Source organism: Microcoleus sp. S36b_A4 (assembly GCF_036700645.1).
Classification (GTDB): Bacteria; Cyanobacteriota; Cyanobacteriia; order Cyanobacteriales; family Microcoleaceae; genus Microcoleus.
Genome location: NZ_JAUBPI010000001.1, coordinates 19,892 through 35,988, shown reverse-complemented (window position 1 = coordinate 35,988; position 16,097 = coordinate 19,892). Strand labels below are relative to the sequence as shown.

General features: G+C 43.6%; 13 protein-coding genes. 5 read left to right on the top strand and 8 right to left on the bottom strand.

Annotation, left to right across the window (positions count from 1 at the left end):
- Positions 1-15: 15 nt before the first annotated feature.
- From QUA03_RS00155 to QUA03_RS00145, 3 genes are all read left to right on the top strand, one after another.
- Positions 16-990 carry an Npun_R2821/Npun_R2822 family protein gene (locus QUA03_RS00155; protein WP_333208720.1) on the top strand — a complete coding sequence of 325 codons (975 nt, stop codon included), beginning with the start codon at positions 16-18 and terminating at the stop codon, positions 988-990.
- Complete coding sequence (locus QUA03_RS00150; protein WP_333208718.1) at positions 987-1,919, top strand: Npun_R2821/Npun_R2822 family protein; 933 nt, start codon at positions 987-989, stop codon at positions 1,917-1,919. Before QUA03_RS00155 ends, QUA03_RS00150 begins: the two co-directional genes overlap by 4 nt.
- Positions 1,920-2,083: 164 nt before the next feature.
- Positions 2,084-3,982, top strand: coding sequence for an Npun_R2821/Npun_R2822 family protein (locus QUA03_RS00145; protein WP_333208716.1), 1,899 nt, complete (start codon positions 2,084-2,086; stop codon positions 3,980-3,982).
- Positions 3,983-4,106: 124 nt separating this feature from the next.
- On the opposite strand, the gene QUA03_RS00140 is transcribed toward QUA03_RS00145, so the two are convergent.
- From QUA03_RS00140 to QUA03_RS00125, 4 genes are all read right to left on the bottom strand, one after another.
- Positions 4,107-5,057 (bottom strand): NAD-dependent epimerase/dehydratase family protein, encoded by a 951-nt coding sequence (locus QUA03_RS00140; protein WP_333208714.1) that lies wholly within the window; start codon positions 5,055-5,057, stop codon positions 4,107-4,109.
- A 303-nt stretch (positions 5,058-5,360) separates the two neighbouring features.
- Entirely contained in the window at positions 5,361-5,735 is a 375-nt protein-coding gene (locus tag QUA03_RS00135) for a hypothetical protein (RefSeq protein ID WP_333104391.1), read from the bottom strand.
- 166 nt (positions 5,736-5,901) lie between these two features.
- Positions 5,902-7,578 (bottom strand): AarF/ABC1/UbiB kinase family protein, encoded by a 1,677-nt coding sequence (locus tag QUA03_RS00130; protein WP_333208712.1) that lies wholly within the window; start codon positions 7,576-7,578, stop codon positions 5,902-5,904.
- A 551-nt stretch (positions 7,579-8,129) separates the two neighbouring features.
- On the bottom strand, positions 8,130-9,287 hold the full coding sequence (locus tag QUA03_RS00125) for a DegT/DnrJ/EryC1/StrS family aminotransferase (protein ID WP_333208710.1): 1,158 nt from the start codon (positions 9,285-9,287) through the stop codon (positions 8,130-8,132).
- Positions 9,288-9,414: 127 nt separating this feature from the next.
- Here QUA03_RS00125 and QUA03_RS00120 point away from each other — a divergent pair, with 127 nt between their 5' ends.
- Positions 9,415-10,194 (top strand): ABC transporter permease, encoded by a 780-nt coding sequence (locus QUA03_RS00120; RefSeq protein ID WP_333208708.1) that lies wholly within the window; start codon positions 9,415-9,417, stop codon positions 10,192-10,194.
- A gap of 204 nt (positions 10,195-10,398) precedes the next feature.
- A complete protein-coding gene (locus QUA03_RS00115; protein ID WP_333208706.1) occupies positions 10,399-11,040 on the top strand; it encodes a Uma2 family endonuclease in 642 nt (213 codons plus the stop codon).
- 113 nt (positions 11,041-11,153) lie between these two features.
- Here the strand turns inward: QUA03_RS00115 and QUA03_RS00110 are convergent, their stop codons facing one another.
- From QUA03_RS00110 to QUA03_RS00095, 4 genes are all read right to left on the bottom strand, one after another.
- Positions 11,154-11,921: a hypothetical protein gene (locus QUA03_RS00110; RefSeq protein ID WP_333208704.1), complete on the bottom strand. Its 768-nt coding sequence runs from the start codon at positions 11,919-11,921 to the stop codon at positions 11,154-11,156.
- Complete coding sequence (locus QUA03_RS00105) at positions 11,914-13,050, bottom strand: AAA family ATPase (protein ID WP_333208702.1); 1,137 nt, start codon at positions 13,048-13,050, stop codon at positions 11,914-11,916. Before QUA03_RS00105 ends, QUA03_RS00110 begins: the two co-directional genes overlap by 8 nt.
- A gap of 169 nt (positions 13,051-13,219) precedes the next feature.
- Positions 13,220-15,109: a hypothetical protein gene (locus QUA03_RS00100; RefSeq protein ID WP_333208700.1), complete on the bottom strand. Its 1,890-nt coding sequence runs from the start codon at positions 15,107-15,109 to the stop codon at positions 13,220-13,222.
- A gap of 153 nt (positions 15,110-15,262) precedes the next feature.
- Entirely contained in the window at positions 15,263-15,937 is a 675-nt protein-coding gene (locus QUA03_RS00095) for a nitroreductase family protein (RefSeq protein ID WP_333208699.1), read from the bottom strand.
- Positions 15,938-16,097: the final 160 nt, after the last annotated feature.

Here is a 16,097-nt window from a genome sequence, read left to right as displayed (position 1 = left end):
CGCGAGACTATAGATATGAATGGAATTTGCACGCTAGCCAACGATACAGTTTACGACCAACTAATTGCCTTGCTCAACAGTATTGAAGTTATCTTAGGCTCCCATATTCCCGTCTGTATTTATCCGTTCGACGACCAAATAGAGCAAATCAAAGCTGAAATTGTTAACCGTCCCAACGTCTTTATTTATGAAGATAGCGCATCAATCCAGCGATGGGATGAATTCATGCAAGCAGCCGCACCAGAGCGTTTGAATCGCAAAAAATTCCGGCTTTACGGCGCACACCGACGCTTTTGCGCTTTCGACGGCCCGTTTGAAAATTTTATCTATATGGATGCGGATACTTTAGTGATGAATTCCCTTGATGCGGTTTTTCAGAAGTTAGAGGAATCGGATTTTGTGGTTTATGATTTTCAATTTTGCGACCAAACTAAAGTATACAATATTCAGTCACCAAAACTCCTCGAAGTTTTTGAAAAAAATCGGATAGACTCGGAAATATTTTGTTCGGGATTTTACGCCAGCAAGCAAGGATTGTTTGAGCAAGATACTAGGGAATGGCTGTTATCTCAACTGCAATCGGGCGAGGCGGAAATTCTCTATGAAGGTGCGGGAGAACAGCCTTTGCTCAATTATATGGTGATGAAAACGGGGATGAATAGCTATAATTTTGCTTACAGCCTCCCGGATGGCGAAAAAACCGGGTGCAGCGTCACTTCCAAACATTTTGAAGAGCAAAATCGGATTTTGTACGACAAGGGAAACCGACTTACTTACATTCATTATATTGGCGTGCCGCCGGATGTAATTCGGAGAGTTTGTGCGGGCGAAAATATTGAGTTTCCCTATCGCGATTTGTTCCTGCATTACCGCTATCTCCGCGAACCGGAAAAGCGTCCGATTTTTGCCCAAGCGCCAAAGTCTTATACTGAGGTTTCTGGGCCGAATTTGTTAAAAAGGGTATTGAGAAGGTTGAGGATAAATGTATGAGTCGCGGTATTTATATTGTTGCGAATGATAAGGTGATCGAAAGTGCGATCGCCCTTTTAAATAGCATACGTCTGTACAATTGTCAAGTACCTGTTTTTCTGGTTCCCTTCGACGACAATTATCTGCAAGTCGCAGCCGCCCTCAGCAGTCTCCACGGGGTGCGATTGTTCCCAAATCTGGAGTTTGTGGAACAGTTTACCAGAGAAATTGGCCAAATGTTCGATCGCAACTTTTTAGCCCTTCCTAACAAAATGCGGAAACTCGCCGCCTGGTTTGGCCCCCTTGACGAATTTCTGTACATCGATACCGATATCATTGTCTTTGAAGACATCGCAGCCAACTTAAACAAACTATCAGAAGTAGACTTTTTTTGCTGCGACTACCACCACCTCAGCGAAAAACTGCGAAATGTATTTTCACCTGCTGTACAACAACAGAATATCTTTACCGACTCCCAGCTTCAAGATGTATTCAACAGCGGTTTTTGGGCATCCAGAAAAGGAACTATTACAGAATCACAAATGTATGAGATTTTGCGAGAATGTTCGCAGCATCGAGAATATTTTGACTTTACTCAAAATGTCACAGACCAACCTATACTAAATTATATCATTCTTAAGCTGATTACCAAGCGCTGCAATCTTGTTAAAAAATCAGCAACTGAACCGGGAAGCTGGGCTGGTTCCAAGCATTTTCAAGAAATAGATTATGTTCTTTATGACAAAGGCAAAAGGTTAAAATATATTCACTGGGCGGGAATACCAATTAAATCCGGTAGTCCTTATTGGAAACTGTGGAAACATTATCGTTATCTCAATGAGGAACCACCAAATTTAGTGCAAAAAATATTTCGCTCTTTGCATGGTGTGTTGAGTGCTGTTATAATATGCGATATTGTATGGTGTGTTGGGCGCTGTTATAATATTTGATAAAGCTGAGATATCTGCCAGGAACCCAGGCAACTTGGGCGAGAATTTCGGTGCATTGGGCGCTGTTTTGATATTCGATAAATTCGATAAAGCCGAGATAATCCCCCAGTGCCCAACACACCCTAGCGGAATATTTGGTAAAGTATTTAAAAAACTTAAAAATCATGACAAATGGTATTTATATTCTAGGAAACGATGTGGTTTTTGACCACTTAGTCGCTTTGTTAAACAGTATCGAAGTCAATGGGGCAAAAGATATTCCCGTTTGTATCATTCCCTATGATGATAGACTGAAAAAAGTGCGAGGAGAAATTGCAATTCGTCCTAATGTCACCCTCTTTGACAACACCGATTCAATTCATTTCTGGGAAGACTTTGCAACTCAAGCTTGGAAAACTCATGCCAAAGCTCAAAAAGTATGGAAATCTCAAGGGTTGAAACCTGTTCAATGTTTGGAGATGCACCGAAAATTATGTTGTTTCGACGGCCCTTTTGATAAATTTATCTATTTTGACGCAGACACTCTGTTAATGGGTTATCTCGATTACATTTATCAAAAACTCGATGATTTTGATTGGGTAGCAAACGATTTTCAATACAAATCCGATCTCAATTATATATTTGATTTTTTCTCCCCAAAATTACCTCAAATTTTAAATATTGACCAACTGCAATCTCATACTTTTTGTGCGGGTTGGTTTGCGTCAAAAGCTGGGGTTTTTAATCGAAATAATTGCTCTCAACTTTTAGAAAATTTAACATCAGGAGAAGCAGAAATTATGTCTTTACGGGGCGCTGACCAATCTTTACTTAACTATTTACTCGCCCGCAGCAAAATATCTTTTTACAACTTTGCATATGCTCAACCCGAACAGGTAACGGGAAATCATTGGTCTTCTCAATTTGATGTGATAGATAATGTTTTATATGATAAAGGACGGCGGCTTACTTATTTGCATTACATGAGTATTTCGGCTGCAAAAATTAATCAATTGTGTGCTGGTGAAGATGTTGAAATTCCCTACCGAGATGTATTTCTGCACTACCGCTATTTGAAGTCGCCGGAAAAATGCCCCAAACTCAAATCCCCAAGTTTGCTAGTGCGCGGATACAGAAATGCCAAAACCTTTGTCAGGCAAAAAAATATCAACTTTAGGTATAGATTGGCAAATACAGAAATGAATATTTTGCGAAAAGCTGGCAGAAAAATTCGCAGTTTACAACTCAAAAATAAAGTTTACCAACAGTATTACAAAATTATGATGGACTTGCGGACAAGCCTTCTAGGCGTTCGCTTAATTTCAATTCGGCGTTTGTCTGTGGCTAACAGAAGTAAAATATCTCTAGCTATTACCCATTTTAACCGTTCTAGTTTGGTTGTAGGTGCATTGTGCAATGCTTTGTATGACGATCGCATTGATGATATTATTATTTACGATGATGCTTCCTCCCCCGAAGAGTTTTTTAGGATGCAAGCAAATATAGCAAACTTGTCACCTAAGATTTCTATCCGCAGAGGTGAGCAAAATTTTGGTGCGTATAAAAGCAAAATTATGGCGATTTCCCACTGCAAAAATGAGTGGGCAATTATTCTTGACTCTGACAATGCCTTGAGCGAAACTTATGTCGATAGACTCTACCACATAACTGCATGGAATCCTCAGCTAATTTACTGTCCGACATCCGCCAATCCCTACTTTAATTTTAAATTATATTCTGAGACAGAAATCAATATTGAAAAAGCACGAGAATTAATTCTAAATAATCCCAATCCTAAATTATTTCGCAATTTTATTAATGATGGCAACTACTTCGTCAATGTACAGAAATACCTGGATTGTGCCGAGGATAATCAAGATATTTGCGTGCAAGCTTCCGATGTCGCCGCTTTTAATTATTTGTGGTTGAAAAGTGGCGGCAGCTTGTATGCGGTGAGTAATTTAAGTTATTATCATCGGCTACATTCAGGCAGTTATTGGCTAAGTACAATGACTGATTCTAAAAAAGTTTTGAATAAAATTATCGAAGCCATTACTAATCACAAAAAATGCGATTTTTTATAAAAATTAATGGTATAATCGCAGCATTTGGATTGCAGAAAAATCTCAAAAGTTCGGTAATTCAAAAAATTAACAATGTTCAATTTAAGTTGCGGAATTTCTGGGATAGATAGCATCTAACTGTACTCTAACTGTACACAGACTGAATCCACTCCCATTCGCGCCTTAATCCTTCTTCTAAAGCAACCTGTGGCTGATAACCTAAGATTTTCTGGGCTTTAGACACATCCGCGCTAGTGTGCCGCGCGTCTCCCCTCGCAGCTTCGGTAAAATCTATCCGAATAGGTCGATCGACAATCCTTTGTATTGTATCAATAACTTCTTTTAAAACTACCCGACTTCCCCCACCAATATTAAAAACTTCCCCCGCAGCTTCCGCAACCTCAGCCGCCGCTAAATTCGCCGCCACGCAATCGCTGATAAACGTAAAATCCCGCGTTTGCAATCCGTCGCCGAAAATTGAAATCGCCTCGTCAAACAAAATCGACTTAAAAAACTTGTGAAAAGCCATATCGGGGCGCTGTCTGGGCCCGTAAACGGTAAAATAGCGCAGCGAAGTAGTCGGAAGACCAAAATTTTTGTAATAAAGCCCGCACAAACGTTCACCAGCTAATTTCGTAATTCCGTAGGGAGAAACTGGCTGGGGACAAGCGTTTTCATTCGTGGGAAAAGATTCAGCATTGCCGTAAATTGAAGAAGAAGAAGCATAGACAAACTTTTTCAATCTGGGCGCATCTTTTGCCGCTTCTAACAATACTTGAGTGCTGTTAATATTGCGTTCGGTGTAGCTGCGAAAACCGTCGCCCCAGCTAGCACGAACTCCTGCTTGCGCCGCCTGATGAAATATTACCTTAGCATCGGATAAAAGCGATCGCCAATTTAGAGACACAATATCGCCCTCCACCAATTCAAAACCCGGATACTTTTCAAATCGTGCAATATTTTTGCGCTTGAGATCCGGATCGTAATAATCGTTGAACTCATCAACACCGATCACCGTCTCCCCTCGATTTAAAAGAGTTTCTACTAAGTTAGATCCAATAAATCCCGCCGCACCCGTAACAATTAAAATACTCATTCGATTTTAGATTTTAGATTTTAGATTGTAAAAAAAATACACAAATTATTGCCTAAGCTATCATCTTCTTCTTTCTCTTCCTCTGCGTTCTCTGCGGTTCAAAAAGCATCAAATTAGGATAATCCTAGATAACTAAGCTGTTCGGCATTTAAAAGAGGATAGTAGGGTGCGGAGCGTAAATAAGCGTTTCCCAAGTATAGTAAGTGTTCGAGCTGACGCACCTTACCTGGATCGTTAATGGTTTAAATGTGTAACAGCTTATCAACCCCCTTGCTTCTCACAAAAGAGGTTGATAGTTAGCTTTCATTGTTCAAAAGAATCTAAATCCAGCGCTTGGGAACCTCCGCGTTCTAACTCGATCAAAAGCTTACCTAGCTGAGTCCAAACTAGCCAGCCCGTGAGTACCGTCAGCGGCAAAGCTAGGGCATAACAAAGTAGTTTTGGGAAGCCAAAAATCTCCATTCCAGAAGCTAAAAATACGCAAATACCGCCAGCCATTCCCAGAAAAGGTATGACCAATTGCAGCCTTGGCAGGTTAGCCAAGGTGCGAGTAGAACGATTTTTAGACCACTGTTGTACGGATTGTTTGAGAGTTGCTTCAAATGCTACGCCGGAAGCCATACCTGCTAGTAATCCAGCCGACATAAAAAAATAGGGAGGTTCTGGAAAATAATACACGAATAATTCCTTAATTGGGGGAAGGGGGAAGGGGGAATGGGGAATTGGGCATGGGGCATGGGGCATTGGGCATTGGGCATTGGGTATGGGGAATTAGTTATTAGAACCAACAACTAACAACCAACAAATAACCAATGACTAATGACTAATGACCAATGACTAATGACTAAAATCGAGTTAGCGCGGCTGCTCCTGCTGTGGAAAACTCCGTCAAAGCGCCTAGAGCAACGTTGAACAGGCGACTGGGCTGCAAATCTTCCTTGACTAAGTTCCACAGGCTGCGAACTTCTTCGGTGTGAATTCGATCGTCCTCAATCAAAGCTAACATTAGCTGGCGTCTCAAAAACGACCCTTCCTCTGACAGCAAAAATTGCAAGCCTAGTTGGGCGGTGGGGAGCAAGTCGAAACTACGATCCGATCGGGCGATCGCGATCATGTCCTCTAACCTGTTCCACTGGAATTTGCCATCTTTGAATAATACCTCAATCAGACGCCGCCGCAGTGCCGGAGATTCTCCGTTCAACAAACGCCGCGCTACATAAGGATACGCCACCTCGACTATCTTGAAATTCGGATTCAGCGTCAGGGCCAAACCTTCTTCTGTCACCAGAGAGCGAATAATTAAGGCAAATTTCGCCGGCACCCGGAAAGGATAATCGTACATCAACTCCGAAAACTGGTCTGTAATCGTCTTGAAGTTAAAATCTGACACATTTTCGCCGACGATATCACCCAGTACAGATTCCAACGCCGGGACGATCGGCATAATATCTGTATCTGGCGTCAAAAAGCCAAGTTTGACAAAATCCTTGGCTAATTGTAAGTAATCTTTGTTGATCAAATGAACGACAGAATCAACCAAAGTTTCTTTAGTTATTTCTTCCATCTGATCCATCATCCCAAAATCAATGTAAGCCATGCGGCCGTCCGCTAAGGCAAACAGATTTCCCGGATGGGGGTCAGCATGAAAAAATCCATGTTCCAGCAACTGTCGCAAACCGCTGCGGACTCCGACTTCAATTAAACTATCGGTATCCAAACCTGCGGCTTTAACACTTGCCATATCTGTCAGCTTGATGCCGTCAATCCATTCAAGAGTCAGAACGCAATTTGAAGTATAACGCCAGTAAATGCTCGGAACTTTTACTGTCGGGTCGTCGGCAAAATTTGTCGCAAATTTCTCGGCGTTGCGTCCTTCATTGATATAATCAATTTCCTCGAACAACTTGATACCGAATTCATCGACTATTAAACAAAGGTCGTGACCGAGATTCAGCGGCAGCAACGGGCCCAACCATCCAGCGGCCCAGCGCATTAAGTAAAGGTCAAGGCTCAAGACTGGCAGCAAATTCGGTCGCTGAACCTTGACGGCTACTGTTTCCCCGGTGAGGAGGCGAGCTCGGTAGACTTGACCAAGACTTGCCGCGGCGACAGGTTCGGGGGAGATTTCGCTGTAGGTTTCGCTAATTTTGCGATCGAGTTCCGCTTCAATAATCTCGAAAGCGCGCACCGAGTCAAACGGCGGCAATTGATCCTGAAGTTTGATCAATTCTTCGAGAAAGTCTTTGCGGATCAAATCCGGTCTGGTAGAAAGGGCTTGACCGACTTTAATGAAAGTGGGGCCCAAGCGAGTGAGTATTTGTCGCAGGTGGGCGGCCCGTTCCGGCTGGTGTGCTGCGACTTCGTGCTGCCAACTGTCCCACAGCATCCCCAGCACAAAGCCTGCAAAAGACCAAATAACGGTAATTGCGCGCCAAATTGCTTTCCAAGGACGGTTGCGGTAATACTGAGCGATCGCTTGTGGATCGTAGCGTCTAGCCTGAGTGAATTGATACTGAGGCACTCGTTTATTTTCCCCTTATCTTCTGAAAATTACAGGTTAAATTGAGAATTGGGCATCGGCCATCGGGCATCGGGCATTAGTTATCAGGCATCGGGAATGGGAAGTCGAAAGTTCAAATATTATTTAGTTTTCGTTCTTGGTTCTTCCTTCTTCGTTCTTCCCTCTTCCCTCTTCCTTCTTCCTTCTTCATCATTGACCGATCGCATTGCAAGGTTTAGGCGAGCGGAAAATGCACCCGTTCGAGGCGGATTGCTAGCCTAAATTTGTTTCTTTTCATTAAATATAGTACATAAAAGTACAAGTGATCGGTCAAAATACTTAACAGCTCTCCCTGACCCAGCCCAAAAACGGATACCGTGCCACGTACTTAAGTCGTGGAAAGATAAAAATTTTAGACCAAAGTTCAAGATCCCAGATTTATCTGTGGGGTAAATCTAAAATCTAAAATCTAAAATCTAAAATCGACTGACCGCTGCACATTCTCCCACCACTGCAACCCTGCAATTCTTTTCTCCTCCTGCATTTCCCTCGCTGATGCCATCGCGCCACAGCTACCGGATGCGATCGGCTTTTGCCAAGCAATCTTTCAGCCCATAAATCGTCCGCTCTTGTTGATCCCTCGACAGTTCCGGAAACATCGGCAAAGACAAGACTTCGCGACAAACTTGCTCAGCCTTTGGCAACTGACCTGCTTGATAACCCAAAGATTTGTAAACAGGTTGCAGGTGCAAAGGTAACGGATAGTAAACCATCGAACCGATGCCAGCTTCCTGCAACTGAGCCCGCATCCAATCTCGAAAATCGCCAGAGGGATTTTGCGCGTCTTCTGGACTTGTCAGCCGGATCGTGTATTGATTCCAAACTCCTTTTGCGAACGGCAATTCTTTGGGGACGGCAACTCCGGGCACGCGGGAGAGAAATTCGCTGTAAAGTGTGGCGATCGAACGTCGCTGGACGTTCCAACTGTCTAGATACCGCAATTTAATGCTGAGAATCACCGCTTGCAGGGCATCTAAACGGCTGTTGTAGCCGATTTCTTCGTAGAAATACCTAGAAGACTGTCCGTGTTCTTTGAGCACTCGCATCGAAGCTGCCAGGGCAGGATCATTTGTCGTCACCGCGCCACCGTCACCGCAAGCGCCTAAGTTTTTGGTTGGATAAAAACTAAAGCAGCCGACATGACCAATGCTGCCGACTTTTCGAGACTGCCACTCGGCCCCGACAGATTGGGCGCAATCTTCAATTACGGCTAAATTGTGCCGAGTCGCAATTTCCATCAGCCGAGTCATGTCTACCGGTTGGCCGAAGATGTGGACGGGCATAATTGCCTTGGTTTTGTCGGTAATTGCCGCTTCGAGGAGCTCGACATCCAGATTAAAAGTTTCGCTGTCAATATCGACAAATACTGGAGTGGCGCCGACAGCGCTAATTGTCTCAGCGGAAGCAAAAAAGGTAAAAGGAGTGGTAATCACTTCATCGCCGGGGCCAATTTTGAGAGCACGCAAAGCCAAAATCAGCGCATCGGTGCCGGAGTTGCAGCCAACGCACTCGGAAACGCCGATGTAGTCGGCGAACTCTCGTTCAAAACTCTTTACGGCTGGGCCGCCTACGTAGCCGCCAGAGGCAAGCACTTTTTGCACTGCAGCGGTTATCTCGTCGCCAATCTGCGCGTATTGGCGGGTTAAGTCGAGGGGGGGAACATTATTCACTCTTCACACCATAAATTTCAAGCATTATCAAAGCAAATTCTTGCAGCAAAACTGTTTCTCAGAAACCTTTATTGCAATATCTTATATTTGGACAGGCAAACAATCACGTTATCTAAAGGGTGGGCCGGTGTTAATTCTGCTAGATTTGACAGATTTGGGTTGGGCTTTGGGGATGGTGGCGATCGCGATCGGGCTTTCGGCGTGGCAGGGATTGGGGCTGGAGGGGGCGATCGCGATCGCCGCGGGGCGCACCCTGATCCAGCTAATCTTAGTCGGGTACGTGCTCGAAGTTATATTTGACCCGGAGGGGAAAAATCCTTGGCTGGTTTTAGCAGTTTTAGCAATCATGCTGACAACAGCTAGCATGGTTGCCAGTAACCGCATCAGCAAAAAAATCAAGAACTTACTGCCCTTAGTTTGGGGTTCAATTTTGATAAGTACGGCCTTGACTCTCGCCTATACAAACTTGCTAATTTTGCAGCCTGACCCTTGGTACGAACCGCAATACCTGATTCCTTTAGCGGGTATGATTTTGGGCAATGCCATGAACTCCGGGGCGATCGCGGGCGAAAGACTTGTCAGTACAGTTAATAGCAGCCAGTTAGAAATAGAAACCCATTTAAGTTTAGGTTCGACGCCGCAGCAAGCAGTAAAGCAGTACCGCAAAGATGCGATCAAAGCTGGATTAATCCCACTCTTAAATACAATGACAGTCGTAGGAATAGTAACTTTACCCGGAATGATGACTGGTCAAATGCTGAGCGGTGTCAGTCCTCTCGATGCAGCATCTTACCAGATTTTGATTATGTTTGTGTTAGCGCTGGCAACTGTAATCGCAACTCTGCTGTTGACTGAGGGATTGTCCCGGAAGTTTTTCAATCAAGATGCACAATTGATAAAATGGTAATTGGGCATTGGGCATTGGGCATTGGGCATTGGGCATTGGGCATGGGAATTGGGCATTGATAATTGGTAATATAATGTAGGTAGGAACTTGCATTTAGCCTTATTTTATTGAACAGGTTTTCCGGCCTGTTCCACACAGAGTGAGTTATCTTGTGGGGTGATCCGAATAGCCCGCCCTAGTCATCAATCACTAAGGAGAATAACCATGATTCAAACAGCAACTAAAACACTAACTTTTGAAGAATTTGCGGAATGGAAGCCCGAAAATGCACGTTATGAACTGCACAAAGGAGAGATTGTTGAAATGTCACAGCCATTAGGAGACCATGAAGAAGTTATTGGTTTTTTAGCCTCCGAGTTAACTGCTGAGTTTAGAAAGGTAAAACTTCCGTACTTCATCCCCAAACAAGCATTAGTTAAGCCAGTGGAAAACGAATCAGCTTATTCGCCCGATATTCCGATATTAAATCGCCCCAACTTAGCGTCAGAACCTATGTGGAAAAAATTCTCAACCGTGACTCAAGGCGCATCAATTCCGCTGGTTATTGAAGTAGTTAGCACGAATTGGCAAGATGACTACATCAAAAAAGTAGGGGAATACGAACTAATCGGGATTCCTGAATACTGGATTGTGGATTATCTCGGTTTGGGCGGCCGCAGGTTTATCGGTAATCCCAAGCAACCAACGATATCGGTTTATCAGTTGGTTGATGGCGAGTATGAGGTGAGTTTGTTTCGGGGAAATGATAGGATTGAGTCGCCAACTTTTCCTGAGTTGAATTTGACGGCGAAACAAGTTTTTCAAGCTGGATTGACTGCGGATAAAACTGCTGGGGATACCGATTAGTTTTGAATGAACAGGACTTATGCAATAAGTGATTTTACTCGCTACTGATAGCGGTAAGGCGCGCAGTGCAAACCGGCAATATAGAGGTGATGCGTAAATCGTGAATTACTTTTTTAGTCAGATAAAATGATGGGAATTAATCGTTCCTCGATTTCATCAATATAGGCTGTTAAGCCTGTATGAACACCTTTTTTTCGTAGAAATTCCAGAGGCGTGTCTTCCCAGCACTGTTGTTCGCGCTCCATTCTGCCACCTGTTAGCTTTTCGACAACAACTTTAGGATTTCTAATGCGATCGGGTTCTGTCAATGAGTTAGAGCGTAGTCTGTGTGACTCCTCGCAAGGATTAAACGTCAATTCGGTCGTTATCTCTTGAAGAATTTGTTTTTCCTCTTGATTAGATGGAACAAACCCATTCAAAACCCAGGCTTCCCGCATTCTGTCGGGTGTACCAATAATAATTGCTAATTTAGGTTGTTGATCGATCTGTTCTAAACGTGCTTGCTCGATATGTTCTCTTCGCTGAGGTTGATTGTCTAAATCACGCATAAAAATAACGGCTTTAATATCTCTCTTTTGTTTGTATTGTAGAAAGCTGATTAACTTCATAATTTTATAAGCTGATTGACCATCAGTTTTAAACTTTCCATTTGATCTGATGGTGGGAAATTTAAATTTATCGGAAAGACGTTTAGTTATATCATCGATATTTTTCCAGCAAGAATTCTCTGTACCAGCTTCTAAACCACTCCATTGAAAGTGGTGTTGCAGGGTCTCATGCTCTAACCAATCAATTTTATCCACAAAAAGGCGCTCAGCTAATTTAGTAGCGGTTCGTGCATCTGCGCTACTTTCTACAATCACCACAAACTCATCAATCATTTATTTCTCCTGCAACCACCCAATCTTCTCCCTCCGCATCCCAGAATTCTCCGGTGGTTAAAGTTTGTTTTGCCCATTCTACATCAGGATGTTCATCCAATCGTTTGCAACGAGTCACACCTGAATAGTTGTTACTTAATACATGAACTTGAGAAGGCGTAAGTTCATCCACAATATAGGGAGAATGAGTCGAAAAAATAATTTGCAGATTGGGGTTGGCTTGAATAATTTCCTTAAAAACAGCGATCAATTCTCGTTGCGCTTTGGGATGGAGTCCCTGCTCAATATCATCTAGTAAGACTAAATTAGGTTGATTGGGATTCATCAAAACAGTCAGTAATCCGAGAGCGAGCATTGTTCCTTCGCTAATGGCATGGGCTGGAATACGCTTACCAGTATTCATATCTAGGACAACTTCTTGCCCTGCCATTTCCTGACTTTCTTCGTAGGAGATAGATTTGCCATCGACTTCGATTAAGCGTTGGCGATTGACCATAACTTTAGCTCGCCTTACCCCTACCTCGCGTACGCCTGGTACAATCCGTTTCAACATTTTCTGTAAAGATTGAAATTTATCTGGAGCTTCGTCACGAAGATAGTCTAAGGTAGGTGCTAACCCGGAACCATCGAACTCAACTCGCGGTGTAATTGCATCACTGTAAGCTGCTTTAGCAAGGTTAGTAGCTACTAGCTTAAGGTGAACTGCGTTTCTCAAAGATTGCTGAATTGGCTCTTCCGTAGTCATTAAGGAAGTTTCAGACATTACTTTCCTATATTCCTGGTTTTTATCGGCATTCCATAATGCTGTAAACTCCCACCTATGATTAACGTTTCGTCTCCACTCATAGGAAGCTTCCCAATTATTTTGCTCTGGGTTTTCCCCAAAACCACTTGCAGTAACAGACATATTCTCTTGCCCAATTCTTGTAATAAATTGAGGCTCTTTATCATGCTGGAAAATCTTGTCAAATGATGAATTAGCAAGCCGACTGAGATAATGCAATGCTTGCAACACTGATGTTTTACCAGAACTGTTTTGTCCTACGAGTGCGTGTAGGCGTGAATTATCAAAATTAAGTTCTGTATCTTGATGACTTTTGAAGTTATGAAGTTTGACCTTTTCTAGCATTTGATTGCTAATATTATTTTATACAGTTTGATTGCCGAAATTGTAGTGTGTGTTCGGATGTTCTAAGTTGTTGGCGCGCATCTAATTTTAACAATCCTGTTTCTTGAAACAATGAGTGGGGCGTTGCTCCTAGCCCGCCCCAAAAACTAAAATTAAATGCCGTAACAGCTTACTTCGGTTCGTGACTCCCAATTCGCTTGCCTTCGCCATCGTACACCTGCATCGGGATTTTGGCGTTTTCGGCGATCGCCTCCAAAGCTTTTTGCAATGTTTGAACGTGCTTTTCTACAGCTTGGCGAGTCTTCACAGCATTGTTGTTGTTTGCTTGGATGAAGGTTTGTTGCAGTTTCTGCACGTAACCTGGAGTCATCTGCACAGCAATCAAATCTTTGCTAACAGTATAGTCGCAAATCTTGGGGTTGCCTTTGCAAGTTCTATCTAAATCGGTGCGGGCTTTTTGCAGGTTCCTTTCTTCCTGCAACTTTACTTCTGCTTGCTGCAATGAAGTTTTGTAGGAAGCGATCAGCGGTTGGACTTTCTGGGAATATGCAGTTGCTGCCGGCACTTGCTCCGCGTAACTCAAAGCTCTTCGCCAGGATTCTGATGCTTTAAACCAGGCGTTTTTGCCCTCAAAAATTTGAGCTTCCGCTGCTAAAGTTACAGCTTGAGTATACGCATTTTCCGAAATTCCTTCGACATTTTTGCGCTCGCGAGCTTCTGAAAGTTTGGTTTCGTATTTGGGAACTAGCAGTTTAGCTTGTTGGTAAGATGTCGTGTTCGTGGGAATTTCTGATAGGATGTCGAGGGAGTCTTCCCAACCTGATTGCACTTGATCCCAAGTCTCGGCTGTCTGAGCTACGGCTTCGCGAGCTTCTGCTATTTGGGCTCTACTTTTGGCGGCGAGCAGCGTTTTTTCCGCTTTTTTCTCTGTGCTTAACTGCCGATTTCCTGTTGCTACATTCTTCCGGTATTCCTGCTTTTTTTTCTGAGCAAAAGCATAAACTGGACTGTCTGTGGGGATTTCTCCGAGTTCGGCGATCGCACTTTGCCACAGAGCTTGCGCTTCCTGCCCGTCCTCAGCCGAATAAGGCGGATTTTGGGTTTTTTGGGATGCTGACTGTGCGAGGCGCGCTGCATCGATCGCAGAGTTTAAATTCTGATTTTGCGAACGGTAGCTTTCCAGGGCGCTTTGAGCTTCACCGCGATGAATTGACCATGAGGGAATCGGTTCCAAAAGGGCGATCGCCTGTTTTAACTGTCGCTGCGCTTCTTGGGGACTGTTGGCAACTTTTGACGTTTTCAGCGTCTTCGTCGAATTCTCGCTCAACTGTTTGGCATTAGCTAAAGCACTACATCCTCCGATGACGCAGGGTCGGCTCAGCATATAATAACCGCCTGCCAAAACTAGCGCGGCGACACTGATGATTCCTGCAGCAGCCAGCATCGCAAACGGTGAATGCTTGGGTTTTTGGGCAACTGTTACCGCTTCCATATCCAGCGGATTGAAAGGATTGTCTCCAATATCTGCCGGGATTGCAGCTACCCTAAAGGCGATCGGATCGGAATTGCTGGAACTCTCAGACAAATTGGGGAAATATTCTTCATCCCACGTATCTTTCCCATCTGTTTCTAACGGTATCTCCTCCTCTAGATCCGCCGTCTCGGCAACATTTTCTGTTAAGACTATCCCGGTTTCTTCTGCGGGTATATTCTCGCTTTTTTTGAACAACTTCACTGTTTTTGATTTTGACAAAACAGGGTTGTGCATGGTAAAAGAATGGAAAGCATAAGGCTGTTTTTGCCCGGTAATTTTTAGGCAAAGTCCAATCTGTTGAATAGATTCTGGTTCTATTTCAAGAATTGCTGCTTCTAGCACCGCAAAAGTCGGTTTGGCTTTGAGAACTAAACTGCGCGGGTGTTCTCCCACAACCGTTAAAGATTCATCTCGAAAATCACAACTAATATAAAGCGGTAAGTTTTTAAATCCGGCTGCTTGCAAGTGTTGCTGCAATTTTACTTCTAGAATTTGTGCGTTGCTTTGTCGCGTTGCTACTGTCATATTTTCTCCTCTGTCTGATCTCACCACTTGAAATTTTAGATTTTAGATTTTAGATTTCGGATTGCGAAATCGTCGGTATTTCCGATTGGTTTGAACTTGTACCGACTCCTTCAACTCTCAGCTCTCAAATCTTAACTCTCAAAATCTTAACTCTCAAATCTCAATTTGCAATGCCTGCCCATAACTTTCGCTGTAATAAACTTGAGTCACGTCAAAACGTCCGCCATATTGTTTGAAAGGTTCTGCTGCATAACCAAGCGGCAGCAAACAGCAAACATCTACTTCTTCTGGAATTTGAAAGGCTTCTTTCACCTTAGCGCTGACAAAACCTTCCATCGGACAACTGTCTAGCCCAAAACTTTTAGCTGCAATCATTAAGTGAGCTACTGCGAGCATTGTATGTCTGTTTGTCCAAGTTTCTAGGGAATCGAAGCAGGGACGGTTCTCGAACAATTGCGGGATTGCTTGTCGCATATAACCGGCTAAATTGTCATTCATTGCGCCTGCTGCTTTGCCCAATTCGATGACGGCTTCGGTATTTTCGGGGCCGGCGGCGCGTCGATCGCCACAGCAAATTAATACTGTTGGGGCTTCTACCACTTGGCGCTGATCGAAGGCGCAAGCTTTTAATTTTTGTTTGCTGGCGGGGTCTTGAAGTACGATAAACCGCCAAGGCTGCAAATTGTAACCAGAGGGCGATCGCACTCCCAACCGCAAAATCTCTGCCAATATGGCTGGGGGAATCGGATCTGGTTTGAAGCTTCGGGCGGCGCGGCGACTTTCGATCGCGGTTTTAACATTAATTGAAGGTTGGATTTCAATTGTCATGGATAATTGGTAATTGGTAATGGTAATTGGTTATTGGTAATCGAGAATTGAGAATTGGTTATTGGAAATTAGAACAACAACTATCAACTGTCAACTGTCAACTGTCAACTGTCAACTGTCAACTGTCAACTGTCAACTGTCAACTGTCAACTGTCAACTG